The following is a 20,859-nucleotide window of genomic DNA, read 5'->3' as shown; positions in this document are numbered from 1 at the left end:
CAGCCGCGGTGGGTCAGGCGCCGCTGCGCGCCGGCAGCAGCACGCCGCGGCATTCGCCGAAGCCGATCGAGGGCTGGCCCTCGCGGCGGCAGCGGGCACGCAGGATCACCTCGTCGCCGTCCTCGAGGAAGGTGCGGGTCTCGCCGCTGGCGAGCGTGAGCGGCTGCTTGCCGCCGAAGGTGCTCTCCAGCAGGCTGCCGAACTGGCTGGGCTCCGGGCCGGACAGGGTGCCGGAGCCGAACAGGTCGCCGGGCTGCAGCTTGCAGCCGCCGACGCTGTGATGGGCGACCATCTGCGCCACGGTCCAGTACATGTGGCGGGTGTTGCTCAGCGCCAGGCGCTGCGGGGGCAGGCCCCGCTCGCGCATGGCGGCGGTGAGCAGCAGCACTTCCAGCTCGATGTCGAAGGCGCCGCGGGCCTGGTCCTGGGCGTCCAGCAGGTAGGGCAGCGGCTGCGGATCGCCGGCCGGACGCGGCGGCTGGGCGGTGCGGAACGGCTCCAGCGCCTCGGGCATCACCACCCAGGCCGACACCGTGGAGGCGAAGTTCTTGGCCAGGAACGGGCCGAGCGGCTGGTATTCCCAGGCCTGCACGTCGCGCGCCGACCAGTCGTTGAGCAGGCAGAAGCCGGCGACGTGCTCGCCGGCCTCGCCGATGGCGATGGCCTCGCCCATCGCGTTGCCCTGGCCGATCCAGATGCCCAGCTCCAGCTCGTAGTCCAGGCGCTTGCTCGGGCCGAAGCTCGGCGCTTCCTGGCCCGGCGGCAGGGTCTGGCCGAGCGGGCGGCGAACCGGAGTGCCGGAGACGCACACGGTGGAGGCGCGGCCGTGGTAGCCGATCGGCACGTGCTTGTAGTTGGGCAGCAGCGGGTTGTCCGGGCGGAACAGGCGGCCGACGTTGTTGGCGTGGTGGATGCCGACGTAGAAGTCGGTGTAGTCGCCGACCTTGGCCGGCAGCTGCAGCTGGCAGGCGGCCATGGCCGGCAGCAGGGCGTCGCCGAGGGCCTCCATCTGCGCCTGTGCCGGCGAGCCTTCGGCGAGCAGTTCGCTCAGCGCGGCGCGCAGGGCGCGGCGGGCCGGGGCGCCCAGGGCGAAGAAGGCGTTCAGGCAGTCGCCGCTGGCGGCTTCGGCGGCGGCTTTGGCCTCGCCCTCGAACAGCCCGGCCTCGCAGGCGACCTTGAGGTCGAGGATGCGCTCGCCGATGGCGACGCCGCCGCGCGGCGCCTGGCCCTGCGGGCTGAAGATGCCAAGCGGCAGGTTCTGCAGGGGGAAGTCGGCGTGGCCGTTGGCCGAGGCGATCCAGCTGTTGCGGTTGGCTGCGTTGCTCATCAATCAGTTCCCCTCCGGGGTGAAGGTCTTGGCCATGCCGGCCCAGCAGGAATCGTAGTCCTTCTGCAGCTGCGGGCATTCCAGGGCGTATTGGGTCGGGCGCAGTACCTGGCCGCTCTCGAACATGAAGGCCATGGTGTTGTCGATCTTGTGCGGCTTGAGTTCGGCGGCGATGGCCTGGGCGGTGGTGGCGTTGTCCGGGCCGTGGGCGCTCATGCAGTTGTGCAGCGAGGCGCCGCCGGGCACGAAGCCCTCGGCCTTGGCGTCGTAGACGCCCTGGATCAGGCCCATGAACTCGTTCATCAGGTTGCGGTGGAACCACGGCGGGCGGAAGGTGCTCTCGGCCACCATCCAGCGCGGCGGGAAGATCACGAAGTCGACGTTGGCCTTGCCGGGGGTGTCGCTCGGCGCGGTCAGCACGGTGAAGATCGACGGGTCCGGGTGGTCGTAGCTGACCGTGCCGATGGTGTTGAAGCGGCGCAGGTCGTACTTGCAGGGCACCAGGTTGCCGTGCCAGGCGACCACGTCGAGCGGCGAGTGGTCCAGTTCGGTGGCCCACAGTTCGCCGCAGAACTTCTGCACCAGCGTCACCGCCACGTCGCTGTCCTCGTAGCGGGCGACCGGGGCGAGGAAGTCGCGCGGGTTGGCCAGGCCGTTGCTGCCGATCGGGCCGAGGTCGGGCAGGCGCAGGGCGCAGCCGTGGTTCTCGCAGACGTAGCCGCGCGCCGAATCATCCAGCAGTTCGACGCGGAACTTCAGGCCGCGCGGGATCACCGCGATCTCCAGCGGCTCGACGTCGAGCAGCCCCAGCTCGGTGGCGATGCGCAGGCGGCCGGCCTGGGGGACGATCAGCAGCTCGCCGTCGGCGTCGAAGAACACCCGCTGCATCGAGGCGCTGGCGGCGTACAGGTAGACGCTGATGCCGCTGGTGGATTCGGCGGGGGCGTTGGCGGCCAGGGCGACCAGGCCGTCGACGAAGTCGGTCGGCACCTGCGGGATCTCCAGCGGGCTCCAGCGCAGGCGGTTGGGGTTGACCGGGCCGAGGCGGTTGCCGGCGATCTGCCGCTCCAGGCGCTCGAAGCGGCCGTGGGCGGCGGACGGGCGGATGCGGTACATCCAGGTACGCCGCGCCTCGCTGCGCGGCACGGTGAAGGCGGTGCCGGACAACTGCTCGGCGTACAGGCCGTAGGGCACCTTCTGCGGCGAGTTCTGACCGACCGGCAGGGCGCCGGGCAGCGCCTCGCTGGCGAACTCGTTGCCGAAGCCCGCCAGGTAGGTCAGGGCTTCGGGGGATTGTTGTGCGTGCATAGGCATCGGGGTGCTTGTTGTTATTTGCGTAAGTTTATTTTGATAAGCGTAATCATGGCGCCGTTTGGGCGTCAAGCGCAGGGTTTGCGAAAGCCTTACTGGAACATCTCCTTATAGCTGCCGTCGTGCATCCAGGCGGCGTGCCTGGGCGCGCGCTTGGTCTGCGCCCACTCCTCGAGCATGGCCCACTTCACTTCATCCAGCGCCGCGAGCATCTTCGGCGAGCCGGTGTTGGCGGCCAGCTCCAGGCGGTGGCCGTTGGGGTCGAAGAAGTAGATCGACTGGAACAGCGCATGGTCGGTCGGGCCGATGACCTTGATCCCGGCGGCCTCCAGGCGCGCCTTGGCGGCCAGCAGCACCTCCATGGACTCGACCTGCAGGGCCAGGTGCTGGGTCCACACCGGGGTGTTGGGGTCGCGGCCCATCTCCGGCTGGGTCGGCAGCTCGAAGAACGCCAGCACGTTGCCCATGCCGGCGTCGAGGAAGATGTGCATGTACGGATCGGCCTCGCCGGTCGACGGCACGGCGTCCTCGGCGATGGACAGGATCAGTTGCATGCCCAGGTGCTGCTCGTACCAGCGGGCGGTTTCCAGCGCGTCCTTGCAGCGGTAGGCCACGTGATGGATTTTCTGCACGATCGGATTCATGACGGTCTCCCTTGCTCGATGGATGCTGCGGGCTTGCCGGTTCGGAAGGGGGCCGATGGCGTGCGCGCATTTTGTTATGTGTAATCAACTTACGCAAAACGTAACTCGCGTGTCGGGGAGCGTCAAGCGTAGAATTCGCCCTCCATCGCCACGCACAGGAAGGACCATGACCAGCGATACCGAGCGCGCCGCAGCGCCGCGGCGGCAGAAGGTGCAATCCGCCGAGGTCGGCACCGACATCCTCAAGGGCCTGGCCGAGCTGGCGCCGGCCACCTCGCTGTCGCGCCTGGCCGAGCACGTCGGCATGCCGGCGAGCAAGGTGCACCGCTACCTGCAGGCGCTGATCGCCAGCGGCTTCGCCGAGCAGGACGAGAGCAGCGGCCACTACGGCCTGGGCCGCGAGGCGCTGTTCGTCGGCCTGGCCGCCATCGGCCGCCTGGACGTCACCAAGGTGGCGCTGCCGCGGCTGGTCGAGCTGCGCGATGCGCTCAACGAGACCTGCTTCCTCGCCGTGTGGGGCAACAAGGGGCCGACCGTGGTGCACGTCGAGCAGGCGGTGCGTGCGGTGACCGTGGTCACCCAGGTGGGCTCGGTGCTGCCGCTGCTGGGCTCGTCCACCGGCCTGGTGTTCGACGCCTTCCTGCCGGCAGTGGAGAGCGCCGCGCTGCAGGCCCAGGCGCTGGCCGAGCCGGGCGCGCCGAGTACCAGCGAGCTGGAGGCGCTGCGCGCGCAGATCCGCGCCCGCGGCCTGCACCACGTGCACGGACTGCTGATGTCGGGGGTGAACGCGCTGTCGGCGCCGCTGTTCGCGGCGGGCGGCAAGCTGGCCGGGGTGATCACCGTGGTAGGCACCGCGCCGAGCTTCGCCGCCGATCCCGAGGGTGCGCAGGCCGAGCGGCTGCTGGCGGTGGCCCGGGAGATCAGTGCGCGGATGGGCGGGTAGGGGGCCTGGCCTTTCTCTCGCCTATGGCCCCGCACCCCAGGCCTGACGCAGGGCCAGCAGGGCACGGGCGATGTCGGCCTCGGGGACGGCGGCGAAGCCCAGGACCAGGCCGGCCCTGGCATCCGCCGGCGTGTCGCCGCCGGGCAGCCAGTAGCGGCTCAGGTCGTTCAGCTCGACCCCGATCCGCTGCGCGGCGGCGAGCAGCGCACGCTCGCGGGCCAGGCTGTCGAGCCGCACGCACAGGTGCAGGCCGGCCTCCACCGCCGGCAACGGCGCGCAGCCGGGCACGTTCTCGGGCCAGCCGGCCAGCAGGGCATCGCGGCGGCTCCGCGCCGCCGCGCGCATGCGGCGGATATGCCGCTGGAAGTGTCCGGCGGCGATGAACTCGGCCATCACCGCCTGGGTGCCGATTTCGGAATGGCGCATGTCCAGCGCGCGGCGGCGAGCGAACGGCTGCGCCAGGGCCGGCGGCAGCACCAGATAGCCGAGACGCAGGGCGGGAAAGGCGATCTTGCCGAAGGTGCCGACGTAGATCACCCGACCGCGACGGTCGAGGGCGGCCAGCGGCGCCAGGGGGGCGCCGCTGTAGCGGTATTCGCCGTCGTAGTCGTCCTCGACGATCCAGCTGTCGTTCCGCTCGGCCCACTCCAGCAGCTGCAGGCGCCGCGCCAGCGACAGGGTCACGCCGGTGGGGTACTGGTGCGCCGGCGTGACGTAGACCAGCCGGCAATCCCCCAGCCGCTCCAGGGCCTGCGTGTCCAGTCCCTCGCCATCCACGGCGATGCCCTGCAGCTGCGCCCCGGCCAGGGCGAAGGCCTCGCCGGCGGCCCGGTAGCCGGGATCCTCGACCGCCACCCGCTCGCCGGGGCGGACCAGCAGCTGCGCGCACAGGCTGATGCCCTGCTGGGCGCCGCAGGTGATCACGATCTGCGCCGGGTCGCAGTGCAGGCCGCGGCTGCTGCGCAGATAGGCGGCGATCAGCTCGCGCAGCGATGCCTCGCCGGCCGGGTCGCCGTAGCCCAGGCGCGCCGGCGACGGCTTGCGCCAGAAGCGCGCCGACAGCCGGGCCCAGGTCTCGAAGGGAAACAGGTCGAAGGCCGGTACGCCCACGCGGAAGGCGCGCGGCGCGTCTGGTGGCGGTGCGGGCAGGTGATGCGCGGCCAGCTGCTGCAGCGCCGGGGTCGCGGCCGGGGCGCCGGCGGGCATGCTGACCGGCCGCACCACGCCGGCCAGTTCGGCGACGTAGGTGCCGGCACCGACCCGCCCCTCGACATAACCCTCGGCGTACAGCTGGTCGAAGGCACGGATCACGGTATTGCGCGACAGGCCGAGCAGGGCGGCCAGCTCGCGGCTGGCCGGCAGACGCGCGCCAGCGGGCAGGCGGCCGTCGAGGATGCGCTCGCGCAGGGTCTGGTACAGCTGGCGGGCGAGGCCCTGGCGCGGATCGAGCTGGATGCCGGAAAGATCGACCGGCAGCGGCGGGAGCGACATGGATTGGCTCCATGAAAGTGACAGTAAATGGATCTTACAGCAGACCAATATTCCGTTCAGGATGGCTGCATCACCCCGCAAGAGCCACCGCCATGTACCTGCCCCCCGCCTTCAGGCAGACCGATCTCGTCGAGCTGCACCGGCAGATCGCCGCCAGCCGTCTGGCCACTGGCGCGAACTGGCCGCATGCATGGCCACCGACTGACCCACCACGCAAAGGAACCCGCATGTCCAGCACACCGCTCGTCATCCGCCCGCTCGACGCCGCCGACCACGCCGCCTGGCTGCCGCTCTGGCAGGCCTACCAGCGCTTCTACGACACCGCACTCCCCGCCGCGACCAGCGCCGTCACCTGGCAGCGCTTCCTCGACCCATCCGAGCCCATGCATGCCGCCCTCGCCTGGCGCGATGGCGTGGCGGTGGGCCTGGTGCACTGGATCTTCCATCGCTCGTGCTGGACACCGGGCGACTACTGCTACCTGCAGGACCTGTACGTGGCCGAGGGCCAGCGCGGCGGCGGCATCGGCCGCGCGCTGATCGAGCACGTGCGCGCCCAGGCCATTGCCGCCGGCGCCAGCCGCGTGCACTGGCTGACCCAGGAAACCAACTACCCGGGCCGCCAGCTCTACGACCGCCTGGCCGAGCGCTCCGGCTTCATCCAGTATCGCCAGCTGCTGTGAAGGAGACGCGGCCGTGACCGACCTCGCCCGCTGGAAGCCCTGTCCCGTGCCGCCGCATGCCCCGCTGGCCGGACGCTTCGTCAGCCTCGAACCGCTCGACGCGGCGCGCCACGCCGGCGAGCTGTGGACGGCACTGCACGGACCGCACGTGGATCCGCAGCAGTGGCAGTACATGGCCTACGGTCCGTTCGCCGCACGTGACGCCTTCGACGCCTGGCTGGCGGAGCGGGCCGCCGGTCGCGACCCGCTGTTCTTCGCCGTGCGCGAGCACGCCGGCGGCCGCGTGGTCGGCCAACTGGCCCTGATGCGCATCACCCCGGCCCACGGCTGCATCGAGATCGGCCACGTGCTGTTCGGCTCCGCCCTGCAGCGCACGCCGGGCGCCAGCGAGACGGTCTATCTGCTGATGCGGCTGGTCTTCGCGCTGGGCTACCGGCGCCTGGAGTGGAAGTGCGACGCACAGAACGCGCGTTCGCTGCGCGCTGCCGAGCGCCTGGGCTTCGTCGCCGAGGGCCTGTTTCGCCAGCACATGGTGGTCAAGGGGCGCAGCCGTGACACCGCCTGGCATGCCTTGCTCGACCACCAGTGGCCGGCCCGGCGGGCGGCTCTGGAGCGCTGGCTGGCGGCGGAAAACTTCGAGGCCGAAGGGCGGCAACGGCGACGGCTGGAGGAGCTGCGCAGGGAGTGAGCGGCTATCCGGCGCGGATCGGCGTGCCGGCAGGTGCGCCGGAAAGAAAAACGGCAACCCGGAACCAAGCTGCCAGGCCGTCCGGATTGCCGTGGGAGAAACGTGGGGGCGCCGTGAGGGCCCTTTCCCCCGCAGCCCTCTCCCGCGAGCGGGAGAGGGGAAGGTGTCGCTTACTCGGTGGCCAGCACGCCGCGGCGGATCTGGTCACGCTCGATGGACTCGAACAGCGCCTTGAAGTTGCCTTCGCCGAAGCCGCTGTCGCCCTTGCGCTGGATGAACTCGAAGAACACCGGGCCCATCAGGGTTTCCGAGAAGATCTGCAGCAGCAGGCGCTGCTCACCGCCCTCGGAGCTGCCGTCGAGCAGGATGCCGCGCGACTGCAGCTCGGCCACCGGCTCGCCGTGGCCGGGCAGGCGGTTTTCCAGCATCTCGTAGTAGGTGGCCGGCGGCGCGGTCATGAAGCGCATGCCCAGTTCCTTGAGGGCGTCCCAGGTCTTGATCAGGTCGTCGGTGAGGAAGGCTACGTGCTGGATGCCCTCGCCGTTGAACTGCATGAGGAACTCCTCGATCTGCCCGCTGCCCTTGGAGGATTCCTCGTTGAGCGGGATGCGGATCAGGCCGTCCGGCGCGGTCATCGCCTTGGAGGTCAGGCCGGTGTACTCGCCCTTGATGTCGAAGTAGCGGATCTCGCGGAAGTTGAACAGCTTCTCGTAGAAGTCCGCCCAGTAGGCCATGCGCCCGCGGTAGACGTTGTGGGTCAGGTGGTCGATCAGCTTGAGGCCGGCGCCCTGCGGGTGGCGGTCGACGCCCTCGATGAACTCGAAGTCGATGTCGTAGATCGAGCTGCCCTCGCCGAAGCGGTCGATCAGGTAGATCGGCGCGCCGCCGATGCCCTTGATCGCCGGCAGGCGCAGCTCCATCGGCCCGGTGGGGATGTCGATCGGCTGGGCGCCCAGCTCCAGGGCGCGGGCGTAGGCCTGGTGGGCGTTCCTCACCCGGAAGGCCATGCCGCAGGCCGACGGACCGTGCTCGGCGGCGAAGTAGGAGGCGAGGCTCTTCGGCTCCTTGTTGAGGATCAGGTTGATGTCGCCCTGACGGTACAGGTCGACGTCCTTGGAGCGGTGGGTGGCGACCTTGGTGAAGCCCATCATGGCGAAGATGGGTTCCAGGGTGTTCGGCGTCGGCGCGGCGAATTCGATGAACTCGAAGCCCATCAGGCCCATCGGGTTTTCGAACAGATCGGTCATTTCGGTATCTCGCTTCTGTATCTTGTTGTCTTGAAGTTTGGCAGGTCAGCGGGCAGGTGCCGGCGCCGGTGGGGCGCAGGACAGGCCGCGGACGCTGCGCGCGAGGAAATCGCCGATCAGCAGCTGGAGGCCGAGGATTTTCATCTGGCGTGTGCTCAGGTCGGCCTGTCGGCCTGGGCGTCCGGGTGGGCCTTCTGGAAGGCCGGGTGTTCGAGGGCCAGGCGCTCGACGCGGGCAATGCGCGGGTAGGGCGACAGGTCCACGGCGAAGCGGTGCGCGGCGTACAGCTGGGGCAGCAGGTAGGCGTCGGCCAGGCCCGGTTCGCCGAAGCAGAAACCCTGGTCGCCGATCAGCGCCTCGACCGCGCGCAGGCCCTCGCCGATCCAGTGGGCGATCCACTGCTGCACCTGTTCCTCGTTCAGACCCAGGCCGCGCAGGCGGTTGAGCACCGCGACGTTGTGCAGCGGGTGGATGTCGCAGCCGATCAGCGCCGCCACGCCGCGCTGGCGGGCGCGCTCGACGGGATCGCTCGGCAGCAGGGGAGGCTGTGGGTAGCGCTCCTCGAGGTACTCGATGATCGCCGGCGACTGGATCAGCAGTGCGCCCTCGTCGCTGCGCAGGGCCGGCACGCGGGCCTGCGGATTGATGGCGAGGTAGACCGGCTGCAGCTGTTCGGTGACGCCCGGCGCCAGGTTGACCGGGATATGGCGGGCTTCCAGGCCCTTGAGCGCCAGGACGATGCGCACGCGGTAGGAAGCGGTGGAGCGGTAGTAGGTGTAGAGGTCCATGGGGCGCGCGCTCGTCGTTAATTGTTTTTTGCGTAATGCAGTTATGTTTTGTGCAATTTGCGGATTCGCGTGGCCGCTGTCAAGACGAAAAACGGCCGGTGCATCTCCCGTGTCGCGCCCCTGCACGGAGCGCAGGGCGAACCTTGCCATGTCATCGAATTCCGCTATCGTGCCCCGTTCTTCCGGCTGCACAAGGCAAGTCCATGGCCAGTTCTTCCGTCGACGACCGCAGTCCCTGGGCGGTTTTCCTCATCTTCCTGCGTCTGGGCCTGACCTCCTTCGGCGGCCCCATCGCCCACCTGGGCTATTTCCGCGAGGAGTTCGTCAGCCGCCGGCAGTGGCTGAGCGAGCGCAGTTATGCCGATCTGGTGGCGCTCTGCCAGTTCCTGCCGGGCCCGGCGAGCAGCCAGGTGGGCATGGCGCTGGGGCTGTCGCGCGCCGGCTACCGCGGTGCGCTGGCCGCCTGGCTCGGCTTCACCATGCCTTCGGCCATCGCCCTGATCCTGCTGGCGCTGGGCATCGCCAGCCAAGGCGATGGGCTGCCAGCCGGCGCATTGCACGGCCTCAAGGTGGTGGCGGTCGCGGTGGTCGCCCAGGCGGTGTGGGGCATGGCGCGCAACCTGTGCCCCGATGCGCCGCGGGTGACGCTGATGGCGGCGGCCGCCTGCATCGTCCTGCTGCTTCCCTCGGCCTGGACCCAGGTCGGGGTGATCGTGGCGGCGGCCGTGGTCGGGCTGCTGCTGTTCCATCCCTCGTCGGCTCCCGGCAGCGATGAGTTGTCGGTGACGGTAAGCCGGCGCGCCGGGGCGTGCTGGCTGACGCTGTTCTTCGTCCTGCTGGCCGGCCTGCCGGTTCTCGCCGCCGTGCTGCCGGGGCAGGCCGTCGATCTGGTGGATGCCTTCTATCGGGCCGGCGCGCTGGTGTTCGGTGGTGGCCACGTGGTGCTGCCGTTGCTGCAGGCCGAGGTGGTGCCGACCGGCTGGGTCGACAGCCAGGCCTTCCTCGCCGGCTATGGTGCGGCGCAGGCGGTGCCCGGCCCGTTGTTCACCTTCGCCGCCTTCCTCGGCGCCTCGCTCGAGGGCGAACCGTCCGGCTGGAGCGGCGGGCTGCTGTGCCTGCTGGCGATCTTCCTGCCGTCCTTCCTGCTGGTCGCCGGCGCCCTGCCGTTCTGGGAGCAGCTGCGCCGCAGCCTGCGCATGCAGGCCGCACTGGCCGGGATCAATGCCGCTGTGGTCGGCCTGCTGCTGGCGGCGCTCTACCAGCCGGTCTGGACCAGCGCCATCGGTGGGGCAGGGGATTTCGGCCTGGCGCTGATCGCACTGGTCGCACTGATGTTCTGGAAGCTGCCGCCGTGGCTGGTGGTGGCCGGCAGCGGCCTGGCGGGCTGGGGACTGAGTCTCGCTGCATCCACCTTCTGAGGGAGGAGGGGAGGCTGCCGCAGCATCCCCTGTTTCCCGTGTCCTTTCGGCCCCTCCGAACCTTCACCGGACCTGATCCGGCAACCGGCGTGCCCTTGCCCATGATCGAGGCGGCTCTGCAGCCCGATGGGCAAGGGTCGGCATGGCTCATCGAATTTATTCTTTGTTTAACATAATGAATTGTAGGAAACACATCTTCATCCTGAACCTCCCGGCCAGCCCGGCACTCAGTGCAAGAGCCGCCGGTGGAGCAGGGGGCAACGAGCCACGGCCACGATTGAAGGCGGCAGGCGCGATGATTAGACTTGCCGCCCAGAACCCTCCTACCTGTAAGGCTTCTCTCAGATGATCAAGAAGTGCCTCTTCCCGGCGGCCGGCTACGGCACCCGGTTCCTGCCCGCGACCAAGGCCATGCCCAAGGAAATGCTGCCGGTGGTGAACAAGCCGCTGATCCAGTACGCCGTCGAGGAAGCCCTGGATGCCGGCCTGAACGAAATCGCCATCGTCACCGGCCGCGGCAAGCGGGCGATCGAGGACCATTTCGACATCAGCTACGAGCTCGAGCACCAGATCCGCGACACCGACAAGGAAAAGTACCTGGTCGGCATCCGTCGCCTGCTCGACGAGTGCACCTTCTCCTACACCCGCCAGATCGAGATGAAGGGCCTGGGCCACGCCATCCTCACCGGCCGCCCGCTGATCGGCGATGAGCCGTTCGCCGTGGTGCTGGCCGACGACCTGTGCCTGAACCTGGAGGGCGACGCCGTACTGGCGCAGATGGTCAAGCTGTACAAGCAGTTCCGCTGCTCCATCGTCGCCATCCAGGAAGTGCCGCGCGAGGAAACCAACAAGTACGGCGTGATCGCCGGCGAGATGATCCGCGACGACATCTACCGGGTGAACACCATGGTCGAGAAGCCCAAGCCGGAGGACGCGCCGTCCAACCTGGCGATCATCGGCCGCTACATCCTGACCCCGGACATCTTCGACCTGATCGAGCAGACCCCGCCCGGCAAGGGTGGCGAGATCCAGATCACCGACGCGCTGATGAAGCAGGCCCAGGACGGCTGCGTGATCGCCTACAAGTTCAAGGGCAAGCGCTTCGACTGCGGTGGTGCCGAGGGTTACGTCGAGGCCACCAACTTCTGCTTCGAGAACCTGTACAAGGCCGGCAAGGCCTACTGATCCGCCAGCAGCTCCGGCAGCGAGTCCCGGCCGCCCCGTACCGCATGGTCCGGGGCGGTTGCGTTTGGGGTGGTGGTATCCTGCCGGCCATCTGCAAGGAGATCCGACATGGCTTTCGATTTCGACCTGTTTGTAATTGGCGCCGGCTCCGGTGGCGTGCGCGCCTCGCGCTTCGCCGCCGGTTTCGGCGCCCGCGTGGCGGTGGCCGAAAGCCGCTACCTGGGCGGCACCTGCGTCAACGTCGGCTGCGTACCGAAGAAGCTGCTGGTCTACGGCGCGCACATGGCCGACGAGTTCGAGCAGGCGCGCGGCTACGGCTGGTCGCTGGAGGGCGCGCAGTTCGACTGGCCGACCCTGATCGGCAACAAGACCCGCGAGATCCAGCGCCTCAACGGCATCTACCGCAACCTGCTGGTCAACAGCGGCGTGACCCTGCTGGAAGGCCATGCGCGCATCGTCGGCGCCCACGAGGTCGAGGTGAACGGCCAGCGCTACAGCGCCGGGCACATCCTCATCGCCGTCGGCGGCTGGCCGCAGGTGCCGGACATCCCCGGCCGGGAGCTGGCGATCACCTCCAACGAGGCGTTCTACCTGGAGCAGCTGCCGCGTCGCGTGCTGGTGGTCGGCGGCGGTTACATCGCCGTCGAGTTCGCGTCGATCTTCCATGGCCTGGGCGCGCAGACCAGCCTGCTGTACCGCGGCGAGCGCTTCCTGCGCGGCTTCGACGAGGCGGTGCGCAGCCACCTCGAGGAGGAGCTGCGCAAGAAGGGCATGGACCTGCAGTTCAACAGCGACATCGCCAGCATCGAGCGTCAGGCCGACGGCAGCCTGCTGGCGACCCTGCGCGACGGCCGCGCGCTGGAGGCCGACTGCGTGTTCTACGCCACCGGGCGGCGGCCGATGCTCGACGACCTCGGCCTGGAGAACGTCGGCGTGGCGTTGGATGCGCGCGGCCTCATCGCCGTGGACGACGAATACCGCACCAGCGTGCCGTCGATCCTCGCCATCGGCGACGTGACCGGCGGCGTGCAGCTGACCCCGGTGGCGCTGGCCGAGGGCATGGCGGTGGCGCGCCGGCTGTTCCGCCCGGAGGAGTACCGCCCGGTCGACTACGCGCTGATCCCCACCGCGGTGTTCAGCCTGCCCAACATCGCCACCGTCGGCCTGACCGAGCAGCAGGCGGTCGAGCAGGGGCACAAGGTCAAGGTGTTCGAGAGCCGCTTCCGCCCGATGAAGCTGACCCTCACCGACTGCCAGGAGCGCACGCTGATGAAGCTGGTGGTCGACGCCGACAGCGACCGCGTGCTCGGCTGCCACATGGTCGGCCCGGAGGCCGGGGAGATCGTCCAGGGCCTGGCGGTGGCGCTGAAGGCGGGGGCCACCAAGGCGGTGCTCGACGAGACTCTCGGCATCCACCCGACGGCGGCCGAGGAGTTCGTCACCATGCGCACGCCGCGGGCGGACTGAGTCCAGCCAGGAACGACGAGGCCCGCCAGATCGGCGGGCCTCGTCGTTTCAACCGGGGCTCAGTGGCCCTTGTGGTTGCCGTGCTCCATCGGCATCTGGTGGCTCATGCCCTGGCCGTCGGCGCCTTCCACCTGGACCTGCACCTCGACCTTGCCGGCCTTCTCGAACTCCAGGCTCAGCGGGAATTCTTCGCCGGCCTTCAGCGGCTGGCCGAGACCGAACAGCATCACGTGGTTGCCGCCCGGCTGGAACACCACCTCGCCCTTGGCGGGAATCTCCACGGCGGGGATCTGCTGCATCTTCATCAGGCCGTCCTTGTGGACGTGGGTGTGCAGTTCGCTCTTCTGCGCGCGCGGCGTGCTGGCGCCGATCAGGCGGTCGGCGGCGGCGCCCTGGTTCTTCAGGGTGAAGTAGGCGGCACCGGCCGGAGCGTTGGGCGGCAGCTCGCGTGACCAGGGGTGATCGATGGTCAGCTCGCCGACCTTGTAGTCATGGGCGAAGCTCGGCAGGGCGCAGGCGAACAGGGCGGCCAGGCTCAGGGTGCGGATCAGCATCTGTGGATTCCTCATGATGGCGGGGGCCCGACGGGCGACTGCGCGCACCATAGCACGCCCGACGGACGGCCAGCAGGCGACCAAAGCGCGCAGATCCGGCGCACAGGCGGAAAGCTATACAAGAAAGACCGTGGTGTTCAACCTGCCCCAGTCAGGGCCCCGATATTCGCTGCGCTGAGCGCTCTGGCTGTCTGTGCCCGCACAATTTTATTGTACATATTTTGCGTTGTCGTATAGATTTCATGCAGGGTTCAGCTGGCGCGCCGTCGCAACTTGTCAGGTACCCGGTGACGCGACACTGAGCCCTGCCATTTCCGTGTGAGGACCCGTGCGATGTACGACTACCTGTCCGTGACCGGAACTGCCGTGACGCACAGTCTGCGGGTCGTCCTGCTCGGCCTCTGCCTGCTCAGCGGCAGCGCACTGGGCAACTGGCGCGAGGCTCTCCCCGAAGCCCGCCTGCTCGGCGAGGGGGAGCTGAGCCTGTTCGGCTTCCGCCTGTACAGCGCCCGCCTGTGGAGCCCGGCCGAGCGCCTCGCCGCCGGGGTGCCGTTCGCCCTCGAGCTGATCTACCACCGCGAGATCAGCCGCGAGCGGCTGGTGGAGGCCAGCCTCGACGAGATCCGTCGCCTGCACGGCGACCGGGTCGGCAAGGCGCAGCTCGCCGAATGGGCCGGGCACATGCAGCGCGCCTTCGTCGACACCGCGCCGGGTTCGCGCATCACCGGCGTGTACCTGCCCGGGTTCGGCGCGCGCTTCTACGCCGGCGACCGCCTGCAGCACGAGGTGCGCGACGAGGAGTTCGCCCGCATCTTCTTCTCCATCTGGCTGGATGCCCGCACGCGCAACCCCGAGCTGCGCGCCAGGCTGCTGGGCGCCGCCGCACCCTGAGGACCCTCCATGCTGAAGAAACTCCTGCTGTCGCTCTGCATCTGCCTCGGCGGCTGCAGCCAGATCGACGTCGAGCACTACCGCGACCAGCAGCCGCAACTCGACCTGCCTGCCTACTTCGACGGCCGGGTGGACGCCTGGGGCATGTTCCAGAAGCGTTCGGGCGAGGTGATCAAGCGCTTCCACGTGGTGATCAACGGCCGCCGCGAAGGCGACCGGCTGATCCTCGACGAGGACTTCACCTACAGCGACGGCAGCAAGCAGAAGCGCGTGTGGACCCTGCGCCCCGACGGTCCCGGCCGCTGGCGGGGCACGGCCGGCGACGTGGTCGGCGAGGCGCGCGGCGAGGTGGCCGGCAACGCCCTGCGCTGGCGCTACGTGCTCAGCCTGCCGGTGGACGGCAAGGTCTACCAGGTCGACTTCGACGACTGGATGTACCTGCTCGACGAGCGCACCATGGCCAACCGCTCGTTCATGACCAAGTTCGGCTTCGAACTGGGCCAGGTCACCCTGTTCTTCCGCAAGGAAGCGCCCTGATGGATTCCTTCCCCGACGGCTACCGCGCCTTGGTGATCGGCGCCTCGGGCGCCATCGGCTCGGCGCTGGTCGCGGAGTTGCGTGCGGACCCGCGCTGCGCGGCGGTGCTCGGCCTGTCGCGCGGCTCCCGGCCGGCCATCGACTTCGCCGACGAGGCGAGCATCGCGGATGCGGCCGAGGCACTGGCCGCGCAGGCGCCGTTCCAGCTGATCGTCAACGCCGCCGGCGTGCTGCACGGCCCGGCGTTCATGCCGGAGAAGAAGCTCGGCGATCTCCACTACCATCAGCTGCTGGACACCTTAAGGGTCAACACCTTCGGGCCGGCGCTGCTGATGCGCCACTTCGCCCGCCTGCTCGACCGCCGCCGCGGCGTGCTGGCCATGCTCTCCGCCAAGGTCGGCAGCATCGGCGACAACCGTCTGGGCGGCTGGTACAGCTACCGCGCCTCCAAGGCGGCGCTGAACATGCTGGTGAAGACCGCCGCCATCGAGGTGCGGCGCAGCAATCCCAACGCCGTGCTGCTGGCCCTGCATCCGGGCACGGTCGACTCCGCGCTGTCGCGGCCATTCCGCGGCGCGGAGATCGGCCGTGCGCCGGCGCTGGCTGCGCGCCAGCTGCTGCAGGTGATCGACGGGCTCGGCCCCGAGGCCAGCGGCGGCTTCTATTCGTGGAACGGCGAGCAACTGCCCTGGTAGCCGCTCAGCGAGCCCTCGCCAGGCGCAGGCGCAAGCCGTGCAGCAGCGGCACCAGCAGCGCCCAGATCAGCGCCAGCAGGAGCAGGGTCGGCCACAGCCCCAGCGGCAGGCCGACGCCGGCCAGGCGAGCGCCAAGCAGATAGGACAGCGGCCCGCCGAGGGCGCCGAGCAGGCTGCCGAGCCACCAGGGCCGGGCGCTCCAGGCGAGGCTGTGGCCGAGGGTGGTGGCGAACAGCGCCCACAGCAGGGCCAGCCAGAGCGGCAGCACGCGGCTGTCGCCGGCGAAGTCGAAGACCCCGAGATTGAGCAGCAGGCTGTCGAGGGCGCAGCCGGCGAGGGTCAGCGCGCCGACCCTCGCCAGCTCGCCGCGCCCGCGGCCGACGAAGGCGAAATGGGCCAGCAGGCAGGCGCCGGCGAGCAGCAGCAGGGCCGGGCGCTGTGCCCCCAGCACGCAGGCGAACCAGCCGAGCTGGAACAGCGCCGCGTTGGCCAGCAGGCGCATGTCAGGCCTGCTGGCGGCCGAGCAGCGGCGCCGGGCGGGCCGCCGGCTTGGCCAGCAGCAGCTGCGCGGTGCCGATGCTGCGCTCGAGGAAGCCCCCTTCGCAGTAGCACAGGTAGAACTCCCAGAGACGGAAGAACTGCTCGTCGTAGCCGAGCTGCTCGAGGAAGTGGCGGGCGCGGCGCAGGTTGTCGTGCCACAGGCGCAGGGTGCGCGCGTAGTGCAGGCCGAAGTCCTCCATGTGGAACAGGTTGAGGTCGGTGTCGCGGCCGACGACCTCCAGCATGCGGCTGATCGAGGGCAGGGCGCCGCCGGGGAAGATGTAGCGCTGGATGAAGTCCACCGAGCGGCAGGCCTGCGCGTAGCGCTGGTCGCGGATGGTGATGGCCTGCAGCAGCATCAGGCCGTCGTCCTTGAGCAGGCGGGCGCACTGGCGGAAGTAGGTCGGCAGGTAGCGGTGGCCGACCGCCTCGACCATCTCGATCGACACCAGCTTGTCGTACTGGCCCTGCAGGTCGCGGTAGTCCTCGAGCAGCAGGGTGATGCGATCCTCCAGACCCTGCTCCTCGATCCGCCGGCGGGTATAGGCGTACTGCTCCTGGGACAGGGTGGTGGTGGTCACCCGGCAGCCGTAGTGGGTCGCCGCATACATCGCCATGCTGCCCCAGCCGGTGCCGATCTCCAGCAGGTGGTCGCCCGGCTGCAGGTCGAGCTTGCGGCAGATGCGCTCGAGCTTGTTGAGCTGGGCCTGCTCGAGGGTGTCGGCCTCGTCCTGGAACATCGCCGCCGAGTACATCATGGTCGGGTCGAGGAACTGCTCGAACAGCGCGTTGCCGAGGTCGTAGTGGGCGGCGATGTTGCGCCGCGAGCCCTTGCGGGTGTTGCGGTTGAGCCAGTGCAGGCCCTGCAGCAGCGGCCGGCCGAGGCGGGCGATGCCGCTGTCCAGGGCGTCCAGCACCTCGAGGTTGGCGACGAAGATCCGCACCACGGCAGTGAGGTCCGGGCTGCTCCAGTAGCCGTGGATGTACGCCTCGCCGGCGCCGATCGAGCCGTTGCCGGCGACCATCGCCCAGGCGGCGACATCGTGGATGTGGATCTCGCCGTGCAGCTCGCTGCCGGGCTGGCCGTAGCTGCGGCGTTCGCCGTCCTCGCAGACGGTGAGCTGGCCGTGGCGCAGGCCGGCGAGCTGGCGCAGCACGGCACGCTTGAGCAGGCCCGCGCCCAGTCCGTTGCCGGCGAACAGGCCCGGTTTGGCCGGGGAAAGGCTAGTGCTCTTCATGGCTGGGCTCCGGTCGGGTGGTACGGTGGTCGCCGTCCGCAGGTTGGTGGTCGAAGATCGGCACGCGCTTGAGCGCCAGGCGCAGGGCCTGCCAGTAGATGGCGGCCACGGTCTTGGCGGTCATCGCGGGGAAGGCCAGCAGGTGGCGGTGCAGGCTGCGGCGGTCGAGTTCTATGCGGCTGAGGCCGAGCGCGGCCTCGAACAGCTTGGCGTCGCCCTGCCAGTCCTCCATGTGGATGCGCAGCTGCTCCCCGGGGGGGGAGAGGCGCATGCGGTACTCCAGGTCGCGCGGCAGGAAGGGCGAGACGTGGAAGCCCTTGGCCACCCGGTGGCGCGACTCGCCGGTGGCATCGACCGGCAGCACGTAGTGGTAGCGCTCCAGCCAGGGCGTGTTGCTGACCTCGCAGAGGATCGCGGCGAGGCGGCCGTCGGTCTCGAAGCAGTAGAAGAAGCTCGCCGGATTGAAGGCCAGGCCCCAGCTGCGCGGCTGGGCGAGCAGGCAGATGCGGCCATGCGGCGCATGGCCGAGCGCCTCGCCGACGCGCTGGCGCACCGCATCGGCCAGCGGCATGCCGCTGCGCGTGTACTGCGGCAGGAAGTCCGTCTCGCGCAGGGCGAACGGCGCCCAGCGCGAACGCCCGGCCAGCGGCGACAGTGCAAGCACCGCGTCCAGCTCGGCGAGATCCAGGTAGAGCAGGCCGATGCGGTAGCGGAAGGCGTGGCCGCGCGGCAGGAAGCGCCGGTGGCCGACCCAGCCCTGATAGAGCGCGCTGTTCACAGGCGCTCCCCGAAGGCCTCGGCCACGCGCAGCGCGCTGACCACGCCATCCTCGTGGAAGCCGTTGGCCCAGTAGGCGCCGCAGAAGAAGCTGTGCTGCTGGCCGTGCAGCTCGCGCCAGCGCGCCTGGGCGGCGATGCCGGCGAGGCTGTACTGCGGATGGGCGTAGTTGTAGCGGCCGAGGATCCGCGCCGGGTCGATGGCGGCGGTCTGGTTGAGGCTGACGCAGAAGGTCTTTGGCGCCTCGATGCCCTGCAGGATGTTCATGTTGTAGGTCACCGCCGCCGGCTGGTGCGCCGGGCCGCCGAGCCGGTAGTTCCAGCTCGCCCAGGCCAGCGGACGTTCCGGCAGCAGGCGGGTGTCGGTGTGCAGCACCACGTCGTTGTCGGCGTAGCGCAGCGCACCGAGGATCCGCTGCTCGGTCAGGCTCGGCGCGGCGAGCAGCGTCAGGGCCTGGTCGCTGTGGCAGGCGAACACCACCTTGTCGAAGCGCTCGCGGCCGGCCGGGCTGAGCAGGGTGACACCGTCCGCGTCGCGCTCGACCAGCCACACCGGGCAGTTGAGGCGGATGCGCTCGAGGAAGCTGGCGGTCAGCGGCGCCACGTAGGCGCGCGAGCCGCCCGCGATGACCCGCCACTGCGGGCGGTCGTTGACCGACAGCAGGCCGTGGTTCTTGAAGAAGCGCACGAAGAACTGCAGCGGGAAGTCGAGCATGTCCGCCAGCGACATCGACCAGATCGCCGCGCCCATCGGCACTATGTAGTGGTCGACGAAGCGCCGGCCGTAGCGGCCGCGCGCCAGGTAGTCGCCGAGGGTGATGTCGCCGCCGATGCGCTCCTCGGCGAGATCCCTCAGCGCCTCGCGGTTGAAGCGCAGGATGTCGCGCAGCATGCCGAGGAAGCTCGGCGACAGCAGGTTGCGGCGTTGGGCGAACAGGCTGTTGAGGTTGTTGCCGTTGTACTCGCAGCCGCTGTCGGGGTCGTGCACCGAGAAGCTCATCTCGGTGGGGCGCGAGGCGACGCCGAGTCGCTCGAGCAGGCGGATGAAGTTGGGGTAGGTCCAGTCGTTGAAGACGATGAAGCCGGTGTCGATGGCGTAGTCGCGCCCGTCCAGCTGCACGTCCACGGTATGGGTGTGCCCGCCGATCCAGTCGCTGGCCTCGAACAGGGTGATCTCGTGGCGGCGGTTTAGCAGGTAGGCGGCGGTCAGGCCGGCGATGCCGCTGCCGATGATGGCGATCTTCATGGACGGTCTTCCGTGGTGGTGCGGGACATGCGCCGGCCCAGCGCCAGCTGCAGGCGGCGCGGCAGGTGGGCGAGCAGCAGCAGGATGGCGACGAAGGCGCCGGGAAAGGCGATCTCGAACGGCCGCCGTGGCAGCCGCTCGGCGATGTGGCGGGCGGCGCGCTCCACGGGCCAGCGCATGGGCATGGGGAAATCGTTGCGGCGGGTCAGCGGGGTATCGACGAAGCCGGGACTGACCAGGGTGACGGCGATGCCCTCGGCGGCCAGGTCGAGGCGCAGCGACTCGCACAGGTAGCGCAGCGCCGCCTTGGACGCGCCGTAGGCCTCGGCGCGCGGCAGCGGCAGGAAGGTCACCGAACTGGCCACCGCCACCAGGTGCGGCTGGTGGCCACGGCGCAGCAGCGGCAGCGCCGCCTCGATGCAGTGGGCGGCGGAGAACAGGTTGGCGCGCACCACGCGCTCGACCATGGCCGCCTCGAAGGCGCGCGCGTCGATGTACTCGCAGGTGCCGGCGTTGAGGATGGCGCAGTCCAGCGCGCCCCAGGCCGTGGCGATGCGCTGGCCGATGGCGCGCACCTGCTCGGCGTCGCCGAGGTCGCCGGGCAGCACCAGCACCTGCTGCGGCCAGCGGTCGGCCAGGGCCTGCAGGGGCGCCTCGCTGCGCGCGCTGAGCGCCAGGTGGTGGCCCTGCTCGAGGAGGATTTCCGCCAGCGCGGCGCCGATGCCGCTGCTGGCTCCGGTCAGCCAGATGCGTTTCATGCCAGCCTCCGTTTCAGCCAGGCGATCACGCCGCCCAGCACGGGTAGGTGTTCGTAGAGCAGGGCGCCGGCATCGAAGTAGTCGCGGTGGCGGTACACCCGGTCGTCGTGCCAGCGCAGGTGCGAGCAGCCCTCGACGCGGATCGGCGCACCGCGGCGCAGGCGCGGGTGGCGGTAGCTCATGGTCCAGCGCAGGTAGCCCTCGCCGGCGCCGACCTGGTCGAAGCCGTGGAAGTCGAAGCGCAGATCCTCCACGCTGGCGTACATTTCGCCGAAGTAGTCGCGCAGGGCCTCCAGGCCGCGGATCTCGTGCAGCGGATCGCGGAACACCACGTCGCGGGTGTACAGCGCATCGAGGCGCTGCAGCCGGTGCTTGTCCAGGCGGGCGAAGTCGTCGGCGAAACGGCGCAGGAAGTCAGCCATGGCCGGCGTCCTG

The 20,859-nt window shown here is 69.8% G+C and carries 22 protein-coding genes; 9 read left to right on the top strand and 13 right to left on the bottom strand.

From position 1 onward, the window contains the following. Window positions 1-13 precede the first annotated feature (13 nt). The 3 genes from fahA to SK095_RS04140 all read right to left on the bottom strand — a co-directional run bounded on the left by fahA (window position 14) and on the right by SK095_RS04140 (window position 3,282). On the bottom strand, window positions 14-1,327 hold the full coding sequence (gene fahA, locus SK095_RS04150) for a fumarylacetoacetase (RefSeq protein WP_201486545.1): 1,314 nt from the start codon (window positions 1,325-1,327) through the stop codon (window positions 14-16). Between the two features lie 3 nt (window positions 1,328-1,330). After that, window positions 1,331-2,635, bottom strand: a complete 1,305-nt coding sequence (gene hmgA / locus SK095_RS04145; protein ID WP_136488358.1) for a homogentisate 1,2-dioxygenase — start codon at window positions 2,633-2,635, stop codon at window positions 1,331-1,333. 95 nt (window positions 2,636-2,730) lie between these two features. Next, window positions 2,731-3,282 carry a VOC family protein gene (locus SK095_RS04140; RefSeq protein WP_320547976.1) on the bottom strand — a complete coding sequence of 184 codons (552 nt, stop codon included), beginning with the start codon at window positions 3,280-3,282 and terminating at the stop codon, window positions 2,731-2,733. A 166-nt stretch (window positions 3,283-3,448) separates the two neighbouring features. Between SK095_RS04140 and SK095_RS04135 the strand changes: the two genes are divergently transcribed. Continuing rightward, window positions 3,449-4,225, top strand: coding sequence for an IclR family transcriptional regulator (locus tag SK095_RS04135; RefSeq protein ID WP_320547975.1), 777 nt, complete (start codon window positions 3,449-3,451; stop codon window positions 4,223-4,225). A 21-nt stretch (window positions 4,226-4,246) separates the two neighbouring features. Here the strand turns inward: SK095_RS04135 and SK095_RS04130 are convergent, their stop codons facing one another. After that, the gene (locus SK095_RS04130; protein ID WP_320547974.1) at window positions 4,247-5,716 is read right to left on the bottom strand and encodes a PLP-dependent aminotransferase family protein; all 1,470 of its coding nucleotides are present in this window, start codon (window positions 5,714-5,716) and stop codon (window positions 4,247-4,249) included. 227 nt (window positions 5,717-5,943) lie between these two features. Here SK095_RS04130 and SK095_RS04125 point away from each other — a divergent pair, with 227 nt between their 5' ends. Next, window positions 5,944-6,396: a GNAT family N-acetyltransferase gene (locus tag SK095_RS04125; RefSeq protein WP_320547973.1), complete on the top strand. Its 453-nt coding sequence runs from the start codon at window positions 5,944-5,946 to the stop codon at window positions 6,394-6,396. Between the two features lie 13 nt (window positions 6,397-6,409). Next, window positions 6,410-7,084 (top strand): GNAT family protein, encoded by a 675-nt coding sequence (locus tag SK095_RS04120; RefSeq protein WP_320547972.1) that lies wholly within the window; start codon window positions 6,410-6,412, stop codon window positions 7,082-7,084. Between the two features lie 170 nt (window positions 7,085-7,254). Here SK095_RS04120 and hppD read toward each other — a convergent pair whose 3' ends face one another. Together hppD and maiA are read right to left on the bottom strand one after the other, a co-directional pair. Continuing rightward, window positions 7,255-8,331 carry a 4-hydroxyphenylpyruvate dioxygenase gene (gene hppD, locus SK095_RS04115; RefSeq protein ID WP_320547971.1) on the bottom strand — a complete coding sequence of 359 codons (1,077 nt, stop codon included), beginning with the start codon at window positions 8,329-8,331 and terminating at the stop codon, window positions 7,255-7,257. 155 nt (window positions 8,332-8,486) lie between these two features. Next, window positions 8,487-9,119 (bottom strand): maleylacetoacetate isomerase, encoded by a 633-nt coding sequence (maiA, locus tag SK095_RS04110; protein WP_320547970.1) that lies wholly within the window; start codon window positions 9,117-9,119, stop codon window positions 8,487-8,489. Window positions 9,120-9,322: 203 nt separating this feature from the next. On the opposite strand from maiA, the gene chrA reads away from it, so the two are divergent. The 3 genes from chrA (at window position 9,323) to gorA (ending at window position 13,189) form a co-directional block, all read left to right on the top strand. Next, entirely contained in the window at window positions 9,323-10,537 is a 1,215-nt protein-coding gene (gene chrA / locus SK095_RS04105; RefSeq protein WP_320547969.1) for a chromate efflux transporter, read from the top strand. 345 nt (window positions 10,538-10,882) lie between these two features. Next, window positions 10,883-11,722, top strand: coding sequence for a UTP--glucose-1-phosphate uridylyltransferase GalU (gene galU / locus SK095_RS04100; RefSeq protein ID WP_090348120.1), 840 nt, complete (start codon window positions 10,883-10,885; stop codon window positions 11,720-11,722). Window positions 11,723-11,830: 108 nt separating this feature from the next. Beyond that, window positions 11,831-13,189, top strand: coding sequence for a glutathione-disulfide reductase (gene gorA / locus SK095_RS04095; protein ID WP_320547968.1), 1,359 nt, complete (start codon window positions 11,831-11,833; stop codon window positions 13,187-13,189). A gap of 59 nt (window positions 13,190-13,248) precedes the next feature. Here gorA and SK095_RS04090 read toward each other — a convergent pair whose 3' ends face one another. Beyond that, a complete protein-coding gene (locus SK095_RS04090) occupies window positions 13,249-13,743 on the bottom strand; it encodes a copper chaperone PCu(A)C (RefSeq protein WP_320547967.1) in 495 nt (164 codons plus the stop codon). A 366-nt stretch (window positions 13,744-14,109) separates the two neighbouring features. On the opposite strand from SK095_RS04090, the gene SK095_RS04085 reads away from it, so the two are divergent. The 3 genes from SK095_RS04085 to SK095_RS04075 are packed head-to-tail and all read left to right on the top strand — an operon-like array spanning window position 14,110 to window position 15,866. Then, window positions 14,110-14,634, top strand: coding sequence for a chalcone isomerase family protein (locus SK095_RS04085; RefSeq protein WP_320547966.1), 525 nt, complete (start codon window positions 14,110-14,112; stop codon window positions 14,632-14,634). Window positions 14,635-14,643: 9 nt separating this feature from the next. Then, window positions 14,644-15,171, top strand: a complete 528-nt coding sequence (locus SK095_RS04080; RefSeq protein WP_136488308.1) for a DUF3833 domain-containing protein — start codon at window positions 14,644-14,646, stop codon at window positions 15,169-15,171. Next, window positions 15,171-15,866 (top strand): SDR family NAD(P)-dependent oxidoreductase, encoded by a 696-nt coding sequence (locus SK095_RS04075; protein WP_320547965.1) that lies wholly within the window; start codon window positions 15,171-15,173, stop codon window positions 15,864-15,866. The genes SK095_RS04080 and SK095_RS04075 overlap by 1 nt, the downstream gene beginning before the upstream one ends. Window positions 15,867-15,870: 4 nt before the next feature. Here the strand turns inward: SK095_RS04075 and SK095_RS04070 are convergent, their stop codons facing one another. The 6 genes from SK095_RS04070 to SK095_RS04045 are packed head-to-tail and all read right to left on the bottom strand — an operon-like array spanning window position 15,871 to window position 20,846. After that, complete coding sequence (locus SK095_RS04070; RefSeq protein WP_320547964.1) at window positions 15,871-16,368, bottom strand: DUF2878 domain-containing protein; 498 nt, start codon at window positions 16,366-16,368, stop codon at window positions 15,871-15,873. 1 nt (window position 16,369) lies between these two features. Next, complete coding sequence (locus SK095_RS04065) at window positions 16,370-17,644, bottom strand: cyclopropane-fatty-acyl-phospholipid synthase family protein (protein ID WP_320547963.1); 1,275 nt, start codon at window positions 17,642-17,644, stop codon at window positions 16,370-16,372. Then, a complete protein-coding gene (locus tag SK095_RS04060; RefSeq protein ID WP_320547962.1) occupies window positions 17,631-18,422 on the bottom strand; it encodes a DUF1365 domain-containing protein in 792 nt (263 codons plus the stop codon). The genes SK095_RS04065 and SK095_RS04060 overlap by 14 nt, the downstream gene beginning before the upstream one ends. Next, window positions 18,419-19,666 (bottom strand): NAD(P)/FAD-dependent oxidoreductase, encoded by a 1,248-nt coding sequence (locus SK095_RS04055; RefSeq protein ID WP_320547961.1) that lies wholly within the window; start codon window positions 19,664-19,666, stop codon window positions 18,419-18,421. Before SK095_RS04055 ends, SK095_RS04060 begins: the two co-directional genes overlap by 4 nt. Beyond that, window positions 19,663-20,424, bottom strand: a complete 762-nt coding sequence (locus SK095_RS04050; protein WP_320547960.1) for an SDR family NAD(P)-dependent oxidoreductase — start codon at window positions 20,422-20,424, stop codon at window positions 19,663-19,665. The genes SK095_RS04055 and SK095_RS04050 overlap by 4 nt, the downstream gene beginning before the upstream one ends. Beyond that, window positions 20,421-20,846, bottom strand: coding sequence for a nuclear transport factor 2 family protein (locus SK095_RS04045; protein ID WP_320547959.1), 426 nt, complete (start codon window positions 20,844-20,846; stop codon window positions 20,421-20,423). The genes SK095_RS04050 and SK095_RS04045 overlap by 4 nt, the downstream gene beginning before the upstream one ends. Between the last annotated feature and the right edge of the window lie 13 nt (window positions 20,847-20,859).

The organism is Pseudomonas sp. AN-1 (assembly GCF_034057115.1).
In the GTDB taxonomy this organism is placed as follows: Bacteria; Pseudomonadota; Gammaproteobacteria; order Pseudomonadales; family Pseudomonadaceae; genus Geopseudomonas.
The sequence above is the reverse complement of the archived record's forward strand: the minus strand, read 5'-3'. Positions and strand labels throughout refer to the sequence as shown.